We start from the raw sequence: 19,399 nt of genomic DNA, 5'->3' as shown, positions 1-19,399 counted from the left end.
TAAGGGTTTAGGAATGAGACTTTTTCCTTGCATTCTATTGATATTTGATTATGATTAAGAGAGATAGTTATTGATTAGGCTATCATTCAGTTCATAAGGATGAATAATCATAATGAACTATCAATCAGAAAAAAGACTAGAAAGAAGACTGTATGGATAATCGACCAATTGGTTTTTTGGATTCGGGTGTCGGGGGCTTGACCGTTGTGCGCGAGCTCATGCGTCAGCTTCCCCATGAAGAAATCGTCTATATTGGGGATTCGGCACGGGCGCCTTACGGGCCCCGTCCTGCTGAGCAAATTCGTGAATATACTTGGCAGTTGGTCAACTTTCTTTTGACCAAGGATGTCAAAATGATTGTCATTGCTTGTAATACTGCGACTGCGGTCGTCTGGGAAGAAATCAAGGCTAAACTAGATATTCCGGTCTTGGGTGTGATTTTGCCAGGAGCTTCAGCAGCCATCAAGTCCAGCCAAGGTGGGAAAATCGGAGTGATTGGAACACCCATGACGGTACAATCAGACATCTACCGTCAGAAAATCCATGATTTGGATCCGGACTTACAGGTGGAGAGTTTGGCCTGTCCCAAGTTTGCTCCCTTGGTGGAGTCTGGTGCTCTGTCAACCAGTGTTACCAAGAAAGTGGTCTATGAAACCTTGCGTCCCTTGGTTGGAAAGGTGGATAGCCTGATTTTGGGTTGTACCCATTATCCACTGCTCAGACCTATTATTCAAAATGTCATGGGGCCCAAGGTTCAACTTATCGATAGTGGAGCAGAGTGCGTACGAGATATCTCAGTCTTACTTAATTATTTTGAAATCAATCGTGGTCGCGATGCTGGACCACTCCATCACCGTTTTTACACAACAGCCAGTAGCCAAAGTTTTGCACAAATTGGTGAAGAATGGCTGGAAAAAGAGATTCATGTGGAGCATGTAGAATTATGACAAATAAAATTTATGAATATAAGGATGAACAGGACTGGTATGTCGGGTCCTATGGTATTTTTGGTGGCGTCCGGACGTTGACGGATGATGACTTGGATTTTCCTCTATTGGAGTTTGCCCAAAGATTTCGAGATGAGGATCGAGGTTTTCCTGTTTCTGTTACTGTTTTACGCTATGGTTCTCTCTACCGTTTATTGTCTTTTGTGGTAGATATCCTCAACCAAGAAATGGGACGAAATGTGGAAGTCATCCAACGTCAGGGGGCTTTTCTCTTAGTTGAAAATGGGCAACTCCTGCATGTAGAATTGCCTAAAGAAGGTGTTGATGTAGAAACATTCTTTGAGACAAACAAGGTCAGAGAAACCTTATTGATTGCGACTCGTAACGAGGGCAAGACCAAGGAATTCCGAGCTATCTTTGACAAGCTAGGCTACGATGTGGAAAATCTTAATGACTATCCTGACTTGCCTGAAGTAGCTGAAACAGGCATGACCTTCGAAGAAAATGCCCGTCTCAAGGCAGAAACCATTTCTCAATTAACGGGCAAGATGGTTTTGGCAGATGACTCTGGTCTCAAAGTCGATGTCCTTGGTGGCTTGCCAGGTGTATGGTCAGCTCGTTTCGCAGGAGTGGGAGCTACTGACCGTGAAAACAATGCCAAACTCTTGCACGAATTGGCCATGGTCTTTGAACTCAAGGACCGCTCGGCTCAATTCCATACAACCCTAGTCGTAGCCAGCCCAAACAAGGAAAGCTTGGTTGTTGAAGCAGACTGGCCTGGCTACATTAACTTTGAACCTAAGGGTGAAAATGGCTTCGGCTATGACCCTCTCTTCCTTGTAGGAGAGACAGGCAAGTCCTCAGCTGAATTAACCCTTGAAGAAAAAAATAGTCAATCTCACCGTGCCTTAGCTGTTAAGAAACTTTTGGAGGTATTTCCATCATGGCAAAGCAAACCATCATTGTAATGAGCGATTCTCATGGCGATAGCTTGATTGTGGAAGAAATCCGTGATCGCTATGTAGGCAAAGTTGACGCCGTTTTTCATAACGGCGATTCTGAACTGCGTCCTGATTCTCCCCTTTGGGAAGGCATCCGTGTTGTTAAAGGGAACATGGACTTCTACGCCGGATACCCAGAACGTTTGGTGACCGAGCTTGGTTCGACCAAGATTATCCAAACCCATGGTCACTTGTTTGACATCAATTTCAACTTTCAAAAGTTGGACTACTGGGCTCAGGAAGAAGAGGCCGATATCTGTCTCTATGGTCACTTGCATGTGCCAAATGCTTGGATGGAAGGAAAGACTCTTTTTCTAAATCCAGGTTCCATCAGTCAACCACGTGGGACCATCAGAGAATGTCTCTATGCTCGTGTGGAGATTGATGATAGTTACTTCAAAGTCGACTTTTTGACACGAGACCATGAGGTGTATCCGGGCTTGTCCAAGGAGTTTAGCCGATGATTGCCAAGGAGTTTGAGACTTTCTTGTTGGGGCAGGAGGAAACTTTTTTGACCCCTGCTGAAAATCTAGCTGTGTTGATTGATACCCACAATGCGGATCATGCGACACTCTTGCTCAGTCAGATGACCTATACCCGTGTTCCTGTTGTAACAGATGAAAAACAGTTTGTTGGGACGATTGGGCTCAGAGATATTATGGCTTATCAGATGGAGCATGACTTGAGCCAAGAAATCATGGCGGATACGGATATTGTTCATATGACCAAAACGGACGTAGCGGTTGTTTCGCCTGATTTTACCATTACCGAGGTCTTGCACAAGCTGGTAGATGAGTCCTTCTTGCCGGTTGTGGACGCGTCAGGGATTTTCCAAGGGATTATCACGCGCAAGTCTATCCTCAAGGCTGTCAATGCTCTCTTTCATGACTTTAGTAAGGAATATGAGATTCGATGCAAATGAGAGACAGGATTTCAGATTTCTTAGAGGGAAAGCAGGGTTTATCTGCCAATTCTAAGCAGTCCTATAAGTATGATTTGGAGCAATTTTTAGATATTGTAGGTGGGCGGATTTCGGAGACTAGTCTCAAGATTTACCAAGCCCAGCTAGTCAATCTAAAAATCAGCGCTCAAAAGCGGAAGATTTCGGCCTGTAACCAATTTCTCTACTTTCTCTATCAAAAAGGGGAAGTGGAAAGCTTTTACCGTTTGGAATTAACCAAACAGACTGAAAAGAAAACTGAAAAACCAGAGATTCTAGACCTAGACTCTTTTTGGCAGGAAAGCGACTATCCAGAGGGACGCTTGCTAGCGCTCTTAATCCTAGAAATGGGGCTCTTACCGAGTGAGATTTTAGCTCTAAAGGTTGCGGATATCAACCTGGACTTTCAAGTGTTGCGAATCAAGAAGGCTTCCCAACAGAGAATTGTCACCATTCCTACAACTTTGCTTTCAGAATTGGAACCCTTGATGGGCCAGACCTATCTCTTTGAAAGGGGAGGGAAAGCCTATTCTCGTCAGTGGGCCTTTCGTCAGCTAGAATCCTTTGCCAAGGAGAAAGGGTTTCCGGCCTTATCAGCCCAAGCCTTGCGGGAACAGTTTATTCTAAGACAAATAGAAAACAAGGTCGATTTGTACGAAATTGCAAAAAAATTAGGATTAAAAACAGTCCTGACCATAGAAAAATATAGATAATGGATATTAAATTAAAAGATTTTGAAGGACCCCTGGACTTGCTCTTGCACCTGGTTTCTAAGTATCAGATGGATATCTACGATGTGCCCATTACGGAAGTTATCGAACAGTATCTAGCCTATGTCTCAACCCTGCAGGCCATGCGTCTGGAAGTGACGGGTGAGTACATGGTTATGGCCAGTCAGCTCATGTTGATTAAGAGCCGCAAGCTCTTGCCAAAGGTAGCGGAAGTGACAGATTTGGAAGATGACCTGGAGCAGGATCTTCTTTCTCAAATTGAAGAATACCGTAAGTTTAAGCTCTTGGGTGAGCACTTGGAAGCCAAGCACCAAGAACGAGCCCAGCACTATTCTAAAGCGCCGACAGAGTTGATTTACGAAGATGCGGAGCTTGTGCATGACAAGACGACCATTGACCTTTTTTTGGCTTTTTCAAATATCCTAGCCAAGAAAAAAGAGGAGTTTGCACAGAATCACACGACTATCTTGCGGGATGAGTATAAGATTGAGGACATGATGGTTATCGTGAAAGAGTCCTTGACTGGACGAAATCAATTGCGCTTGCAGGATTTGTTCAAGGAAGCCCAGAATATCCAAGAGGTCATCACCCTCTTTTTGGCAACCCTAGAGTTAATCAAAACTCAGGAGCTGATCCTCGTGCAAGAGGAAAGTTTCAGAGATATTTATCTCATGGAAAAGAAGGAAGAAAGTCAAGTGGCCCAAAGCTAGACTTGATAGAGAGGAAAGATGAGTACTTTAGCAAAAATAGAAGCGCTCTTGTTTGTAGCGGGTGAAGATGGGATTAGAGTCCGCCAGTTAGCCGAACTCCTCTCTCTGCCACCGACAGGCATCCAACAGAGTTTAGAAAAATTAGTCCAGAAGTATGAAAAGGACCCAGATTCCAGTTTGGCTCTGATTGAGACAGGTGGTGCATACAGATTGGTGACCAAGCCTCAGCTTTCAGAGATTTTGAAGGAATATTCCAAGGCACCTATCAACCAGAGTTTATCTCGGGCTGCCCTTGAAACCTTGTCCATCATTGCTTATAAGCAGCCCATTACTCGGATAGAAATTGATGCCATCCGTGGGGTCAACTCGAGTGGGGCTTTGGCGAAGTTACAGGCCTTTGACTTGATACGAGAAGACGGGAAAAAAGAAGTGTTGGGACGCCCCAACCTCTATGTGACAACAGATTATTTCCTAGATTACATGGGAATTAACCATTTGGAAGAATTACCAGTGATTGATGAGCTTGAGATTCAAGCCCAAGAAAGCCAATTATTTGGTGAAAGGATAGAAGAAGATGAGAATCAATAAGTATATTGCCCACGCAGGTGTGGCCAGTAGGAGAAAAGCAGAAGAGCTGATTAAGCAAGGCTTGGTGACGGTCAATGGTCAAGTGGTACGTGAACTAGCAACGACCATCAAGTCAGGCGACAAGGTCGAAGTGGAAGGCCAGCCTATCTACAACGAAGAAAAGGTCTATTATCTGCTTAACAAACCACGTGGTGTTATTTCCAGTGTGACAGATGACAAGGGCCGCAAGACGGTTGTCGACCTCTTGCCCAATGTCAAAGAGCGCATCTACCCTGTAGGTCGTTTGGATTGGGATACATCAGGAGTCTTGATTTTGACCAATGATGGGGATTTTACAGATGAAATGATTCACCCTCGTAATGAGATTGACAAGGTTTATGTCGCGCGTGTTAAAGGTGTGGCCAATAAGGACAATCTCCGCCCCTTAACCCGTGGTCTTGAGATTGATGGCAAGAAAACCAAGCCAGCTGTCTATGAGATTCTCAAAGTGGATCCAGTCAAAAACCGCTCTGTAGTGCAGTTGACCATCCACGAAGGGCGTAACCACCAGGTTAAAAAGATGTTTGAAGCTGTTGGTCTCCAAGTGGACAAGTTGTCTCGGACACGTTTTGGACATCTAGACTTGACAGGTCTCCGTCCAGGAGAATCCCGTCGTCTTAATAAAAAAGAAATCAGCCAACTACACACCATGGCTGTAACCAAGAAATAATGAAACGAATTTTAATAGCGCCTGTGCGCCTTTACCAACGGTTTATCTCACCAGCCTTTCCACCCTCTTGTCGCTTTGAGCCGACTTGTTCCAACTACATGATTCAGGCTATTGAAAAACATGGCTTCAAGGGTGTTTTGATGGGCTTGGCTCGGATTTTACGTTGCCATCCCTGGTCGAAAACAGGTAAGGACCCCGTCCCAGACCACTTTTCACTCAAACGGAATCAAGAAGAAAAATGAGGCTGGGTAAAAGTATTTTAGTGAAATGATAAAAACGCATCCTATCAGGTTTGAGTGAGCTTGATAGGATGCGTTTTATCATGTAAAGATGTTAGTTGATACTCAATGAAAATCAAAGAGCAAACTAGGAAACTAGCCGCAGGCTGTACTTGAGTACGGCAAGGCGACGTTGACGTGGTTTGAATTTGATTTTCGAAGAGTATGAGTTTGAAGTTGCTTATTTCAAGCCTTTTTGTGCGTCTTCAATCATGAGTTTTGTTGATTCAAGTCCGCCTCCACTTAGATACCAGAGGTCTGGTGTTAGTTGGATAATCTTACCATTTTTAGCGGCAGGTGTTTCAGCGATAAGGGCATTTTCTAGGACACCGTCGTTGCTAGAGTTGTCCCCACCGATGGCAAGGGTACGGTTGATAACAAAGAGGATATCAGGATTGATTTCTTTGACACTTTCAAAGCTGACTTCTTGTCCGTGGCGTGAGTCTTCGAATTTAGTGTCAGTTGGCTTGAATTTCAAAGTTTGATACAAGAAAGAGAAACGAGATTGGGCACCAAAGGCTGCCATTTTTCCTTCGTTGAGGAGGATAGCAAGGGATTTTTTATCAGAGCTTTCATTTTTAGTAGCGACTTCTTGAATGCTCTTGTCTAGCTTGGCCAATTCTTCCTTGGCTTTCTGTGTGCCAGTTTCACCAAAGGCACTTGCTAAGGATTCGATATTAGCCTTGGTAGAAGTCCAGTAGTCATCTTTGCCTGCTTGGAAGAGAACAGTCGGAGCGATTTCGTTGAACTTATCTACGAATTTTTGGGTACGTGGTGAAGCAATGATTAAATCCGGTTCAAGAGCAGCAAGGGCTTCTAGGTCTGGCTCAACCATAGAACCAACATTGTTAACTTTTCCAGCTAGGTCTTTAAGATAAGTCGGAACAGTTTTTGTAGGCATTCCGACGATATTCTTTTCAAAACCTAAAGCGCGAATAGTATCCGCAGCACCGAGGTCAAAGGTCACAATCTTTTCAGGGACTTTTGAAAGTGTGACTACACCTAGTGAACTTTTAATGGTTACCTCTGTTGGAGCAGAGCTACTTGACTCCGTCTTACTAGTGCTTGAGTTTGTACTACATGCACCAAGTAGGAGCAAGAAGCTGGCCGCTAGGGCAGTGAGATAAAATTTAAGGGATGTTTTCATGATTTCTCCTTTTTAAAATATGATAACGATGTAGGGAGTCTCTAGGTTTTATTGACTAAGAGACAAAATTTCTTCTAACTCGAGTTTCTGAGTTGCTAGCTATAGATACAGATCTTTTTGCCATTGATGTCAGCCAGCGTGATGGGAATCTCATATAGTTGACTGAGCAGGTCAGACTGCATGATTTGATTGGTTGTTCCCTTGCTAAAGACTTGACCGTCCTTGAAGGCGACAATTTCATCTGCATACTGGCTGGCCATGTTGATATCGTGGAGGACGATGATAATGGTCTTTCCGAGTTCCTCCACCAGTTGCTTGAGAATCTGCATCATGCTGACGCTTTGCTTGATATCGAGATTGTTGAGTGGTTCGTCCAGCAAGATAAAGTCTGTATCCTGGGCCAGTACCATAGCGATAAAGACCCGCTGGAGCTGGCCTCCAGACAGGCTATCGATGTAGCGGTCTTTTAAGTTGGTCAGTTCTAAATAGTCCATAGTTTCTCGGATTTTTTCCCAGTCTTCTGGTCTCAGTCGACCTCGACTGTAAGGAAAACGTCCAAAACTGACCAGTTCTTCAACAGTCAATTTGGCTTGGTAATTGATTTTCTGCTTTAGGATAGTCAGTTCTTGAGCCAGTTCTTGTGAATTCCAACTCTCGATTTCACGGCCTTTGATACTGAGAATTCCCTGATCTTTCTTGGTCAGTCTGCTCATGATGGAGAGGAGAGTCGATTTTCCAGCACCATTTGGACCAATGAAGGCTGTCAGTTTCTGAGGACTGACTTCAAGCGAAATGCCTTGCAAAATATCCTGTTTTTGAATGAATTTGTCAATGTTTTCCAGTTTCACCGACGTGCCCTCCTGTAGAGTAAAATAAAGAATAGGAGCCCCCCTACACTCTCGATAATCATACTGATGCGAATTTCCAGTGCAAAGACTCGTTCAATCAGGGCCTGCCCCAAGGTCAAGCTAATAAATCCAACCAGAATGGCTACGATAAAGAGTAACTTGTGCCGATAGTCTTTGACGATTAGGTAGGTGAGGTTAGCCAGCATAAAGCCGAAGAAGGCCATAGGTCCTACCAAGGCAGTGGCCGTTGAAGTTAAAAGCACGATGCCCCAGAGGAGTTCTTTCTGTTCTTTTTCAACATCGAGTCCCAATATCTGAGCCGTTTCTCTTTGTAGGTGCAAGACATCCAGAATGACTGCTTTTCGAAAGAAAAGGATGGTCAAAGCAAGGATGATCAGATAGCCGATGGCTAGGATGGAAGTGTTGAGATGTTGAAAGGAGGCAAAGAGACTGTTCTGCAGTTTATCGTATTCGTTTGGATCCATTAGGACCTGAAGGAAGGTACTGATATTTCGAAAGAGACTTCCGAGGGCTAGACAGATTAGCAGGATGAAGACCAGATCTTGTTTCATCAGTGTCTTCAAGTAGCCTTGCAAGGCAAGAAAGAAGAGGGATTGAAGCAGAAGCAAAACTAGGAATTCTAAGATAGGGGACTTGCCAAGTTGAAGAAACTTGCTTTCAAAAACCAGTAGCAGGGTTTGTAGTAGGACGTAGAAGGATTCAATTCCCAAAATACTTGGCGTCAGGAAACGATTTTCCGTCAGAGTTTGAAAACTAATGGTCGAAATCCCAGTTGCGATAGCTACCAAGAGATAAACGATGATCTTTTGGGAACGCAACTTCCAAGCAAAGGCAGACAGGTGGATGATGGGCCAAAAGTAGAGAAGGCAAGCTCCGATAGCGAGAATAATGAGAAGGCAGAAGAGCTTGGTATGTTTGCTTTTAGACTGCATCTCTTCGTCCCCCTCTCCAGAGAAGTAGGATAAAGACGAGGCTACCAATGATTCCTAGTAGAAGACTGACAGACAACTCATAGGGTCGAATCAGAACTCGGGATAGGATATCGCAGGCCAGAACTAGATTGGCACCGACCAGTGCGACGATGAGTTTGGTTTGACTTAGATTATCTCCATAGTGCTTGCGAACAAGATTGGGAACAATAACTCCGAGGAAAGGTAAGCCACCCACGGTAATCATAGTGACACTAGTTGTTAGCGCCACCAGAAAGAGGGCCAGTTTTTCAAGTAGAGAGTAAGAAATCCCCAAACTTTCACTGGTTTCTTTTCCTAGATTCATGATGGTAAAAGTTTGGGATAATTTCCAAACGGCTATCAGGATAATGAGCCCTAAGAAAAGCCATTCATACTGATGAGTCTGAATCATGGAGAAGGAGCCCTGGGTCCAAGCTGTCATACTCTGAACCAGATTGAAACGGTAGGCGATAACTTCTGTCACAGAACCGATAATCCCGCTATAGATGATCCCAATCAGAGGCAACATCCACCTTTCCTTTACAGTAAAAATGGTCATAAAGGCTAGGAAGAAGAGGGTGAATGTGATGGATGAAACAAAAGCAAAGAGCATCTTTTGGGTCAGACTAGCCGACGGAAAGACAAAGAGGCTCAGCACCATTCCCAGTTTGGCGGCTTCAGTGGTTCCAACTGTACTCGGAGCAGCAAACTGATTTTGGGTAATAGTCTGCATGAGGAGTCCTGCCATACTCATACTAGAGGCGGTCAGGAGAATGCTGATAGTTCTTGGGAGGCGGGACTCTTGAAAGAGAAGCCAGGTCTGCTGGTCGAAAGCAAAGAGCTTTCCCCATGAAAAATCACTGGTCCCAATGCTAATAGAGAGAAAGACTAGGAGTAGAAGTAAGCCGATTAAATAATGAGAAAGTTTCATACCCCATCCTTTTATGTAGATTTGGTATCGAAAGATACCTGCGGATATTACTGTAACATGATTTTTTTAATCTGTCAATAAATTTTCTGACAATTTAATAAATAAAACAAGGAGAGAGTACCGGGACCTTCTCCTCTGTTTTCCTATTCCAAAATGTTTTTACCTTCTTTAACACGCCAACGATAATCTGATAAAATAATATCTTCGAGGGAGTAGCTAGCTTGCCAGTCAAGATATTGTTTAGCTTTTGATGCATCTGCTAGGACGCTGGCTGGGTCACCAGCGCGTCGCGCAACAATTTCGTGTGGGATTTTTTGATCCAGTAATTCTTCAGCAGTTTTAAAGATTTCTTTGACGGTATAGCCTTTTTCGGTTCCTAAGTTAAAGATTTGAGAAGAACTGTCTTCTTGAAATAGGTAGTTCATTCCTTTAACATGAGCCTGTGCAAGGTCCAAGACATGAATGTAATCTCGAATACATGAACCATCACGTGTATCGTAGTCATCTCCAAATATTTTCAGGCTATCATTTTGTCCCAATGCGGTCTTGTTGATATTTGGAATGATATGAGTTGGATTTTTCACACGTAGACCGTTTGAAGCATCCATTTCAGCCCCAGCAACATTAAAGTAACGGAAAATGACATATTTCCAATCATAGCGATTGGCCATCCAGTAAATCATTCGTTCACCCATCAGTTTTGTTTCTGCATAAGGATTGACAGGGTCGAGCAGGGTATCTTCAGTCGCCGGCTTGTCAATACAGTTATTACCATAAAGAGAAGCAGTCGAAGAGAACATGATTTTTTGAATGCCAACTTCAGATAAGACTTTGAGAACTTGGTTCATACCCGCAACATTGGCAGTGAAGTATTTACTTGGATTTTCAATACTTTCGCTCACAACAATCTCACCCGCACAATGAAGAACAGCATCAATCTGATTTTCTTCTAAGTAAGCTTTTAGGGCACTAGAATCATAAACATCTAGTTGCTTAAAGCTAGCACGACTATCCACAGCCGAACGATTTCCTGTAGAGAGATTATCTAGGACATGCACCTGGTAGCCAGCATTTAAAAGAGCTTTAACGGTATGGGAGCCAATGTAGCCAGCTCCACCTGTAACAAGAATTGTTTTGGTCATGATTTTTTCCTTTTTCTAGTTTTGTACTATTTTAAAGAAATAAGAAGGCAAAGTCAACTATTTTCTGTAAATTTCATGAAAAAACTAAACAAGTATAGCATTGGATTGTTTTTTTGTTTGGAAATTAATAGTTTGGTTGATCTTGGAATAGTTATTAGATTTCACCTCACATGCAAGAAAATACAAGCTTTTTATAAGATACAGTAAGACTAAGATACTAATTTAGAAATCCACCTTCCCGCTATCCTTCTCCTATAAAAAGTGGTAAAATGGATGAAAGAAAGAAGGAACTGAAATGACAACATTATTTTCAAAAATCAAAGAAGTAACAGAACTTGCTGCTATCTCAGGTCATGAAGCACCTGTCCGTGCTTATCTTCGTGAAAAGTTAACACCGCACGTGGATGAAGTGGTGACAGATGGCTTGGGTGGTATTTTCGGAATTAAACATTCAGAAGCTGCAGATGCACCGCGTGTCTTGGTCGCTTCTCACATGGATGAAGTTGGTTTTATGGTCAGCGAAATCAAGCCAGATGGTACCTTCCGTGTGGTAGAAATCGGTGGTTGGAATCCTATGGTGGTTAGCAGCCAACGTTTCAAACTCTTGACTCGTGACGGTCGTGAAATTCCTGTGATTTCGGGTTCTGTCCCTCCACATTTGACTCGTGGTAAGGGCGGACCAACCATGCCTGCTATTGCAGATATCGTCTTTGATGGCGGTTTTGCGGATAAGGCTGAAGCAGAAAGCTTTGGCATCCGTCCTGGCGACACCATTGTACCAGATAGTTCTGCAATCTTGACAGCCAATGAAAAAAATATCATTTCAAAAGCTTGGGACAACCGCTATGGTGTGCTCATGGTGAGCGAGTTGGGGGAAGCTCTGTCAGGTCAAAAACTCGGAAATGAACTCTATCTGGGCTCTAACGTCCAAGAAGAGGTTGGTCTCCGTGGTGCTCATACTTCTACAACTAAGTTTGACCCAGAAGTTTTCCTAGCAGTTGACTGTTCACCTGCTGGTGATGTTTATGGCGGTCAAGGCAAGATTGGGGATGGAACCTTGATTCGTTTCTACGATCCAGGTCACTTGCTCCTCCCAGGTATGAAGGATTTCCTTTTGACAACGGCTGAAGAAGCTGGTATCAAGTACCAGTACTACTGTGGTAAGGGTGGAACGGATGCAGGAGCAGCCCATCTGAAAAATGGTGGTGTCCCATCTACAACAATCGGTGTTTGCGCTCGTTATATCCATTCTCACCAAACCCTCTATGCAATGGATGACTTCCTAGAAGCTCAAGCTTTCTTACAAGCCTTGGTGAAGAAATTGGATCGTTCAACAGTTGATTTGATTAAGAATTATTAAACCATAAGGGAGGTGGTTGGGATGGTAGAACCAAACCTAGAAAGCCTTATAAAAGATCTTTACAATCATGCTCGACATGATTTGAGTGAAGATTTAGTTGCTGCTCTCCTAGAGACTGCTAAAAAACTGCCTGCTACAAATGAGCAATTGCTGGCAGTCCGTCTCTCAGGACTGGTCAATCATGAATTGCTCCTAAATCCCAAACATCCAGCACCTGAATTGATAAACTTGGCTCGCTTTATTAAAAGAGAAGAAGCCAAGTACAGAGGAACTGCAGCTTCTGCGCTTATGTTTGGCGAACTCTTTAAAATGCTTTGATTCCATTGCGAATCAAAGCATTTTTTATATGGTAGAAAAGCAATTCTTGGTTAGGAAAAGAAAAAAGCCATCCCATTCAGGATAGCTTTTTGGTACTCATACTCAATGAAAATCAAAGAGCAAACTAGGAAACTAGCCGCAGGCTGTACTTGAGTACGGTAAGGCGACGTTGACGTGGTTTGAATTTGATTTTCGAAGAGTATTAGATTTGTTCAGCAATGACCTTTTCAGCTAAATTCATAGCGTGGTCAGATACACGAGTGTAGTGGGAGACAATGTCGATAAAGTTGACCCCGGCTTGAGTTGAACACTCGCCCTTGTTGAGGCGTTTGATGTGGGTCTTTCTGAGAACACGTTCCATATTGTTGATTTCTTTATGGCGTTCAATCAGACTTTGAGCTTTTTCAATATCATTGTTTTCCACGCTGTCAAGGGCATCCTTGATAAAGTCAGTGGTCTTTTGATAGATATCAGCTAATTCCTGCAAAGCAGCTTCAGAGAACTCAACATTTTTACGTTGAAGGTAGTCGGTCAGATTGATTAGGGCTTCTGCGTGGTCCCCAATCCGTTCCAAATCACGGGATGAATCAAGAATGTTGGTCAGCACTTCACTTTCTTTCTGGCTAAGAGCTTCGCTTGAAAGAGTAATAAGATAGCGAGTTAATTTTTCATCAATAGTATTGATTGCTTCTTCTGTCTTGTGTCCTTTTTCAGCAACCTTTTCATTGAGGTCAATGATGTAGTTGTATGAAAGGTCAAAGGCTTTAGAAGCATAATTTCCTAAGTGAAGGAGTTCTTTTTTCGCATTTCCGAGAGCGATTGATGGAGCTTGTTTAATCAAGTGTTCATCAAGGTAAAGCGGCTCGTACTTGACAACTTCGTCTTCACCAGGAATGAGCTTGGTTACAAAGTAGGCCAAGGCTCCGATGAATGGAAATTGTACAATGGTGTTACTTACGTTAAAGGCACCGTGAGAGAAGGCGATGGTCATCTCAGGTGAGAGGTGAAGGAGTGCCTGGAAGTACTCAATCATAGATGTAAATGGGCCTAATAAGATTAAGCAAAGGATAGTTCCTAAAACGTTAAAGGTAACGTGGGTTGCAGCAACGCGTTTCGCAGAGACATTGGCTCCAGCTGCCGCGATGATAACGGTTAGGGTTGTCCCGATATTATCCCCGAAGAGAACTGGTAGCGAACCTTTAAGGTCAAGGAATCCACCAGCATAGAGACCTTGCAAAATCCCGATTGTCGCAGAAGAAGCTTGGATGAGGACGGTAATCACTGCACCGGCCAAAACTCCCAACACAGGATTTTGTCCCAAGGTTACCATATATTCCTTGAATTGTGGTAAATCTTTAAGAGGGCTCATACCGGCACTGATGAGGTTTAGAGCATAGAAGATTCCCCCTACACCAAACAGGATGCGCCCGATATTGTTTGCTGTTCTATTTTTGGTAAAGAAGAGGAACATGGTTCCAAGGAAAATCAGGGGTAGAGCATACTCACCAAGCTTGAAACCGATGATAAAGGAAGTAACAGTGGTTCCGATGTTGGCTCCCATGATAATTCCGATAGCCTGTCTAAGAGTTAGAAGACTAGCGCTGACCAGTCCAACCGTGATAACTGTAACCCCTGTACTTGACTGAATCAGGGCAGTCACGACAATTCCGACTAGAACACCTAAAAAGGGATTGCTAGTGTACTTGTCAATGTAAAAACGAAGGCGATCTCCAGCAGCTTGTTGCAAACCGTCTCCCATGGTCTTGATACTATATAAGAATAGTCCTAGACCACCTAAAAAGTGAAATAAAATTTCCTGCCAATTAATGGACATTTCTTTTTCCTCCGAAAAATAATAACGGAATTTCTCCTACTCTATTTTAAAGGATAAAAGTAAATCTAACAAGTGTTTAGATGAAATTTTCCTAAGAAAAGGCAACTTTCTTTAAAAATAGTGAGTAAATTTACTTTCCAAGAGTGGGTTTATGGAATTATGTCCAAATTTTACTGATTATTATCCTAGTTATAGCTTTTATGTTAATTAGATTGACATCGCTTTCATATAGGATAAAATGAAGATGATCCTGTTCTGATGGTTGTCATGAGAACAGTTACTTTTTGCAAAAAAAGTAAAGCGCTTACTTTTAACTTTTATTTTAATAGGAGGAAAAGATGAAAGATCTATTCTATGAAAAACGTTGCCGTTACAGCATTCGTAAGTTGTCAATCGGGGCTTGTTCCTTGATGATCGGTTCAGCTTTGTTTGCGAGTCCAGTCCTCGCCGAACAGCTCTCAGTTTCTGACACAGTAGCAAATACGAGCGCTCGAGCTGCAAGTACTAGTGAAACAACTAATCTAGACACTGCAGCTATAGAAAAACAATTATCGGAAGCAGAGAACAAAGTAGCTGAGCAACCCATTTCAGAAAACACTCCAGCAATGACTGATTTGCTTAATGAAAAAGAAGAAGCGAAGCCTGCTCCGACGGATAAAGCTGAAAAACATGCTCAACCAACTGAAAAAGAAGGAGTCAAGCTAGAGGAAGCGCCTCAAGCAGTTGATAAGAAAGCAGATAAACCAATTCTAGCAGACGTTCCTAAAAATGAAGAAAAAAGTCTCCGACCAAAAGAAATCAAATTTGATACTTGGGAGGATTTGTTGAAATGGGAACCGGGTGCGCGTGAGGATGATCCCATCAATCGTTCCTCAGTTGAACTAGCCAAGCGCCATAGAGGCCAGTTGGTGAATGAAAAAGCAAGTAGAAGAGCCAAGGTTCAGGCGCTAGCAAATACCAACTCAAAGGCTAAAGACCACGCTTCTGTTGGTGGAGAAGAATTCAAGGCCTACGCCTTTGACTACTGGCAATACTTGGATTCAATGGTCTTCTGGGAAGGTCTAGTCCCAACTCCAGATGTCATTGATGCAGGTCACCGTAACGGGGTTCCTGTATATGGTACACTCTTCTTCAACTGGTCTAATAGTATTGCTGACCAAGAGAAATTTGTTGCTGCTTTGAAACAAGATGAGGATGGAACCTTCCCTATTGCACGAAAACTTGTCGACCTTGCTAAGTACTATGGCTTTGATGGGTATTTTATCAACCAAGAAACAACGGGTGACTTAGTAACGCCACTTGGTGAAAAAATGCGTCAATTCATGCTCTATACAAAAGAATATGCGGCAAAAGTCAACCATCCAATCAAGTATGCTTGGTACGATGCCATGACCTATAAATATGGTCGTTACCACGAAGATGGTCTAGGTGATTACAACTACCAGTTCATGCAAAAAGAAGATGACAAGGTCCCTGCGGATCAATTCTTTGCCAATTTCAACTGGAATAAGGAAAAGAATGACCACTCTGTAGAAATAGCAAAATGGCTGGAACGTAGCCAATATGATGTCTTTGCAGGCTTGGAATTGCAACAAGGTGGTTCTTATAAGACAAAAGTTAAATGGGATGCCCTCTTAGATGAAAAAGGCAAGTTACGTTTGTCACTTGGACTCTTTGCACCAGATACAATTACCAGTCTAGGAAAAACAGGTGAAGACTACCACAAAAACGAAGATATCTTCTTCACAGGTTACCAAGGAGATCCGACAGCTCAAAAACCAGCGGACAAAGAGTGGTATGGAATTGCTAATTTAGTTGCAGACCGCACACCAGCAGTGGGTCGGACCTTCACTACCTCCTTTAATACAGGACATGGTAGAAAGTGGTTTGTAGACGGAAAAGTTTCTAAGGATTCTGAGTGGAACTACCGTTCGGTTTCAGGTATCTTGCCAACATGGCGCTGGTGGCAGACTTCAACAGGGGAAAAACTTCGTGCAGAATATGATTTTACAGATGCCTACAATGGAGGAAATTCCCTTAAATTCTCAGGTGATGTAGCTGGTAAGACGGACCAGGATGTGAATTTGTATTCTACTAAGTTAGAAGTAACTGAGAAAACCAAACTTCGTGTTGCCCACAAGGGAGGAAAAGGTTCTAAAGTTTTTATGGCCTTCTCTACAACTCCAGACTACAAATTCGATGATGCAGATGCATGGAAAGAGCTAACCCTTTCTGACAACTGGACAAATGAAGAAATTGACCTTAGCTCACTAGCAGGTAAAACCATCTATGCAGTCAAACTCTTCTTCGAACATGAAGGGGCTGTGAAAGATTATCAGTTCAACCTAGGACAGTTAACTATCACGGACAATCACCAAGCGCCACAAGCACCTACAAGTCTCTCTGTGGTGAAACAATCTCTTAAAAATGCCCAAGAAGCTGAAGCAGTGGTTCAGTTTGCGGGTAATCAAGATGCCGATTTCTATGAAGTCTACGAAAAAGATGGGGATAACTGGCGTTTGTTGACAGGTTCATCTGCTTCAACCATCTACTTGCCAAGAGTTAGCCGCTCTGCTAATACGACTGGTACGACGCAAGAATTGAAAGTCGTTGCAGTTGGTAAAAATGGCCTTCGTTCAGAAGCTGCGACGACATCCTTTAACTGGGGCATGACTGTTCAGGATACGACTCTCCCAAGACCTTTGGCTGAAAATATTGTTCCAGGGGCAACGGTTATCGGTAGCACTTTCCCGAATACCGAAGGTGGAGAAGGTATTGAAGGTATGTTGAACGGTACCATTACCAGTCTTTCAGACAAGTGGTCTTCAGGACAATTGAGCGGTAGTGTCGATATTCGTTTGACCCAATCACGTCGTGTTGTCAGATGGGTGATGGATCATGCTGGAGCTGGTGGTGAGTCTGTTAACGATGGTCTGATGAACACCAAGGATTTTGATCTTTATTACAAGGATACAGATGGCGAGTGGAAACTAGCTAAGGAAGTCCGTGGTAATAAAGCGCACGTTACGGATATCACTCTTGACAAACCAATTACTGCCCAAGACTGGCGTTTGCATGTCATTACATCTGATAACGGAACACCTTGGAAGGCCATTCGTATCTACAACTGGAAGATGTACGAAGCCTTGGACACAGAAAGTCAAAATATTCCAATGGCTAAGGTAGCTGCTCGTTCACTTGGAAACCACCAAGTTCAACTAGGCTTCTCTGATGTTCCGGCAGGCGCAACCATCACCGTTTACGACAAGGCTGATTCACAAACACCAATTGCAACCTTGAAGACTGAAACTGGTGGTGACTTGGCAACAGCTCCATTGGGCTTTGATAAGCAACCAACTCTCCTCTACTATCGTACCCAACTACCTGGCAAAGAAATCAGTAACACCTTGGCTGTAGCGATTCCACAGGATGAGAGAAAAATTGCTGCAGTTAGACTTGAAAAAGGACCTAAAAAGACAGTTTATAAAGAAGGAGAAAAACTGGACCTCAGAGGCGGAACACTCCGTGTTCAATACGAAGGGGGACAAGCCGACGAGCTGATTAACCTTACTCACTCAGGTGTGACGGTATCTGGATACGACGCTCATCAAAAAGGGGAACAAAACCTAACACTGCAATACCTTGGTTTACCAGTGTCAGGTGATCTTAAGGTCCAAGTGACAGGACAGGATGAAGGAAAACCAAAAGAAGTAGCGGGCTTGTATATTACTAAGAAACCCAAAACAGACTATCTAGTAGGAGATCAACTGGATCTCTCTGAAGGTCGCTTTGGTGTTCTCTATGATGACGAGACAGAAGAGACTCACAGCTTTACTGATGAAGGTGTTGAAATCACGGGATACGATGCTCAGAAGACTGGACGCCAGACCTTGACCCTGCATTACAAGGGGCACACAGCTGAGTTTGATGTCTTGGTTTCTCCAAAGGCTGCAGTTAATGATGAATACCTTAAACAAGAAATCACTGCTGCCCAAGGCCGTCAGTCAACCCTTGCCTATACCTTCTCAAGTGAGAACAAACAAGCTGTACTAGTAGAGAAACTCAATGCAGCGAAAGCTGTTGCAGAAAACCATGATGCCAGTCAAGAAGAAGTCAACAAAGCCTTGAATGAATTGAAACAAGTTGGAGCGGATTTGGATGGAAATCAACGTTATCAGACAGCTAGAGAAGAATTGGAAGGTTTGCTCGAATCTATCCGTGAAAAAGATCCTAAAGCTGAGTTGATTGAACAAGCAGAAACTTTGTTGGCTTCAGAGATGCCAACTCCACAAGCTTTTGCGGACATGAAAGAAAAGCTGAACAAGAAACTAGCTCCTACAGAAGAAAGTCATCATGTTGGTAGCATGAATCCAAGTGAAGTAGCCCCGACAGTTGAGGTCCTCCCTGAACTAGTTGTTGAAACTGAAACAACAGCCTATGAACGTCAAGAGCGACCAAATGCGAACCTTCTTAAAGGTCAACGTCAACATGTCCAAAAAGGAGAAGAAGGGCAAATTCGTCGTCTAGTAGAAGTAGATGCCCAAGGCAATCGTATCCTTCGTACAACAGAAGTTCTCAAGGAAGCTGTTCCAGAAATTACCGAAGTAGATACAAAAGTTCTATCAAGCAACCAACCGGCTGAGGGAGTAAAAGACCTGGTTCTAGAAACTCCGAAACTAGAAGTTGAAGAGGATACAGTGGTCTTCAATCGTCAAGAGCGACCAAATGCGAACCTTCTTAAAGGTCAACGTCAACTTGTCCAAAAAGGAGAAGAAGGGCAGATTCGTCGTCTAGTAGAAGTAGATGCTCAAGGCAATCGTATCCTTCGTACAACAGAAATTCTCAAGGAAGCTGTTCCAGAAATTACCGAAGTAGGTACAAAAGTTCTATCAAGCAATCAACCAGCTGAAGGAGCTAAAGATTTAGTTCTAGAAACTCCGAAAC

The 19,399-nt window shown here is 43.2% G+C and carries 18 protein-coding genes; 12 read left to right on the top strand and 6 right to left on the bottom strand.

Going from position 1 to position 19,399, the window contains the following annotated elements; genetic code table 11:
- The first annotated feature begins 152 nt into the window (after positions 1 to 152).
- From racE to yidD, 9 genes are read left to right on the top strand one after another with little or no spacing between them, the layout of a single operon-like run.
- A complete protein-coding gene (gene racE, locus MK482_RS04170) occupies positions 153 to 947 on the top strand; it encodes a glutamate racemase (RefSeq protein WP_268718067.1) in 795 nt (264 codons plus the stop codon).
- Positions 905 to 1,915 (top strand): nucleoside-triphosphate diphosphatase, encoded by a 1,011-nt coding sequence (locus MK482_RS04165; protein ID WP_419151678.1) that lies wholly within the window; start codon positions 905 to 907, stop codon positions 1,913 to 1,915. The genes racE and MK482_RS04165 overlap by 43 nt, the downstream gene beginning before the upstream one ends.
- Positions 1,891 to 2,412 carry a metallophosphoesterase gene (locus MK482_RS04160; RefSeq protein ID WP_020902175.1) on the top strand — a complete coding sequence of 174 codons (522 nt, stop codon included), beginning with the start codon at positions 1,891 to 1,893 and terminating at the stop codon, positions 2,410 to 2,412. The genes MK482_RS04165 and MK482_RS04160 overlap by 25 nt, the downstream gene beginning before the upstream one ends.
- Complete coding sequence (gene cbpB, locus MK482_RS04155) at positions 2,409 to 2,870, top strand: cyclic-di-AMP-binding protein CbpB (protein WP_124788472.1); 462 nt, start codon at positions 2,409 to 2,411, stop codon at positions 2,868 to 2,870. Before MK482_RS04160 ends, cbpB begins: the two co-directional genes overlap by 4 nt.
- Entirely contained in the window at positions 2,867 to 3,601 is a 735-nt protein-coding gene (xerD, locus tag MK482_RS04150; RefSeq protein WP_326845876.1) for a site-specific tyrosine recombinase XerD, read from the top strand. Before cbpB ends, xerD begins: the two co-directional genes overlap by 4 nt.
- Positions 3,601 to 4,329 (top strand): segregation/condensation protein A, encoded by a 729-nt coding sequence (locus MK482_RS04145; RefSeq protein WP_268718064.1) that lies wholly within the window; start codon positions 3,601 to 3,603, stop codon positions 4,327 to 4,329. The genes xerD and MK482_RS04145 overlap by 1 nt, the downstream gene beginning before the upstream one ends.
- A gap of 18 nt (positions 4,330 to 4,347) precedes the next feature.
- Entirely contained in the window at positions 4,348 to 4,917 is a 570-nt protein-coding gene (scpB, locus tag MK482_RS04140; protein ID WP_268718063.1) for an SMC-Scp complex subunit ScpB, read from the top strand.
- Positions 4,904 to 5,626 (top strand): pseudouridine synthase, encoded by a 723-nt coding sequence (locus MK482_RS04135; protein ID WP_001222228.1) that lies wholly within the window; start codon positions 4,904 to 4,906, stop codon positions 5,624 to 5,626. The genes scpB and MK482_RS04135 overlap by 14 nt, the downstream gene beginning before the upstream one ends.
- A complete protein-coding gene (yidD, locus tag MK482_RS04130) occupies positions 5,626 to 5,868 on the top strand; it encodes a membrane protein insertion efficiency factor YidD (protein ID WP_268718062.1) in 243 nt (80 codons plus the stop codon). Before MK482_RS04135 ends, yidD begins: the two co-directional genes overlap by 1 nt.
- Before the next feature lie 217 nt (positions 5,869 to 6,085).
- Here the strand turns inward: yidD and MK482_RS04125 are convergent, their stop codons facing one another.
- The 5 genes from MK482_RS04125 to galE all read right to left on the bottom strand — a co-directional run bounded on the left by MK482_RS04125 (position 6,086) and on the right by galE (position 10,943).
- A complete protein-coding gene (locus MK482_RS04125; RefSeq protein WP_268718061.1) occupies positions 6,086 to 7,051 on the bottom strand; it encodes a siderophore ABC transporter substrate-binding protein in 966 nt (321 codons plus the stop codon).
- A 95-nt stretch (positions 7,052 to 7,146) separates the two neighbouring features.
- Positions 7,147 to 7,899 carry an ABC transporter ATP-binding protein gene (locus tag MK482_RS04120; RefSeq protein WP_268718060.1) on the bottom strand — a complete coding sequence of 251 codons (753 nt, stop codon included), beginning with the start codon at positions 7,897 to 7,899 and terminating at the stop codon, positions 7,147 to 7,149.
- Positions 7,896 to 8,852, bottom strand: a complete 957-nt coding sequence (locus MK482_RS04115; protein ID WP_268718059.1) for an iron chelate uptake ABC transporter family permease subunit — start codon at positions 8,850 to 8,852, stop codon at positions 7,896 to 7,898. Before MK482_RS04115 ends, MK482_RS04120 begins: the two co-directional genes overlap by 4 nt.
- Entirely contained in the window at positions 8,842 to 9,801 is a 960-nt protein-coding gene (locus MK482_RS04110; RefSeq protein WP_268718058.1) for an ABC transporter permease, read from the bottom strand. The genes MK482_RS04115 and MK482_RS04110 overlap by 11 nt, the downstream gene beginning before the upstream one ends.
- Positions 9,802 to 9,944: 143 nt before the next feature.
- Positions 9,945 to 10,943, bottom strand: coding sequence for a UDP-glucose 4-epimerase GalE (galE, locus tag MK482_RS04105; protein WP_261045407.1), 999 nt, complete (start codon positions 10,941 to 10,943; stop codon positions 9,945 to 9,947).
- 295 nt (positions 10,944 to 11,238) lie between these two features.
- On the opposite strand from galE, the gene pepA reads away from it, so the two are divergent.
- The gene (pepA, locus tag MK482_RS04100) at positions 11,239 to 12,303 is read left to right on the top strand and encodes a glutamyl aminopeptidase (RefSeq protein ID WP_261012926.1); all 1,065 of its coding nucleotides are present in this window, start codon (positions 11,239 to 11,241) and stop codon (positions 12,301 to 12,303) included.
- 21 nt (positions 12,304 to 12,324) lie between these two features.
- A complete protein-coding gene (locus MK482_RS04095) occupies positions 12,325 to 12,621 on the top strand; it encodes a bacteriocin immunity protein (protein ID WP_261012925.1) in 297 nt (98 codons plus the stop codon).
- A 202-nt stretch (positions 12,622 to 12,823) separates the two neighbouring features.
- Here MK482_RS04095 and MK482_RS04090 read toward each other — a convergent pair whose 3' ends face one another.
- On the bottom strand, positions 12,824 to 14,455 hold the full coding sequence (locus MK482_RS04090; protein ID WP_268718057.1) for a Na/Pi cotransporter family protein: 1,632 nt from the start codon (positions 14,453 to 14,455) through the stop codon (positions 12,824 to 12,826).
- 338 nt (positions 14,456 to 14,793) lie between these two features.
- On the opposite strand from MK482_RS04090, the gene MK482_RS04085 reads away from it, so the two are divergent.
- A partial coding sequence (locus MK482_RS04085; RefSeq protein WP_268718056.1) for an endo-beta-N-acetylglucosaminidase occupies positions 14,794 to 19,399 on the top strand: 4,606 nt, incomplete at its 3' end.

Origin of the sequence: Streptococcus mitis, from assembly GCF_026782865.1 — a bacterium.
GTDB lineage: Bacteria > Bacillota > Bacilli > Lactobacillales > Streptococcaceae > Streptococcus > Streptococcus mitis_CG.
The sequence above is the reverse complement of the archived record's forward strand: the minus strand, read 5'-3'. Positions and strand labels throughout refer to the sequence as shown.

Excerpts from the sequence above, each read along its gene's own strand:
- pepA (WP_261012926.1), top strand. The coding sequence starts at position 11,239 with ATGACAACATTATTTTCAAAAATCAAAGAAGTAACAGAACTTGCTGCT.
- MK482_RS04090 (WP_268718057.1), bottom strand. The coding sequence starts at position 14,455 with ATGTCCATTAATTGGCAGGAAATTTTATTTCACTTTTTAGGTGGTCTA.
- galE (WP_261045407.1), bottom strand. The coding sequence starts at position 10,943 with ATGACCAAAACAATTCTTGTTACAGGTGGAGCTGGCTACATTGGCTCC.
- MK482_RS04110 (WP_268718058.1), bottom strand. The coding sequence starts at position 9,801 with ATGAAACTTTCTCATTATTTAATCGGCTTACTTCTACTCCTAGTCTTT.
- yidD (WP_268718062.1), top strand. The coding sequence starts at position 5,626 with ATGAAACGAATTTTAATAGCGCCTGTGCGCCTTTACCAACGGTTTATC.
- MK482_RS04160 (WP_020902175.1), top strand. The coding sequence starts at position 1,891 with ATGGCAAAGCAAACCATCATTGTAATGAGCGATTCTCATGGCGATAGC.
- cbpB (WP_124788472.1), top strand. The coding sequence starts at position 2,409 with ATGATTGCCAAGGAGTTTGAGACTTTCTTGTTGGGGCAGGAGGAAACT.
- racE (WP_268718067.1), top strand. The coding sequence starts at position 153 with ATGGATAATCGACCAATTGGTTTTTTGGATTCGGGTGTCGGGGGCTTG.
- scpB (WP_268718063.1), top strand. The coding sequence starts at position 4,348 with ATGAGTACTTTAGCAAAAATAGAAGCGCTCTTGTTTGTAGCGGGTGAA.
- MK482_RS04165 (WP_419151678.1), top strand. The coding sequence starts at position 905 with ATGGCTGGAAAAAGAGATTCATGTGGAGCATGTAGAATTATGACAAAT.
- MK482_RS04125 (WP_268718061.1), bottom strand. The coding sequence starts at position 7,051 with ATGAAAACATCCCTTAAATTTTATCTCACTGCCCTAGCGGCCAGCTTC.
- MK482_RS04135 (WP_001222228.1), top strand. The coding sequence starts at position 4,904 with ATGAGAATCAATAAGTATATTGCCCACGCAGGTGTGGCCAGTAGGAGA.
- MK482_RS04095 (WP_261012925.1), top strand. The coding sequence starts at position 12,325 with ATGGTAGAACCAAACCTAGAAAGCCTTATAAAAGATCTTTACAATCAT.
- MK482_RS04145 (WP_268718064.1), top strand. The coding sequence starts at position 3,601 with ATGGATATTAAATTAAAAGATTTTGAAGGACCCCTGGACTTGCTCTTG.
- MK482_RS04115 (WP_268718059.1), bottom strand. The coding sequence starts at position 8,852 with ATGCAGTCTAAAAGCAAACATACCAAGCTCTTCTGCCTTCTCATTATT.
- xerD (WP_326845876.1), top strand. The coding sequence starts at position 2,867 with ATGAGAGACAGGATTTCAGATTTCTTAGAGGGAAAGCAGGGTTTATCT.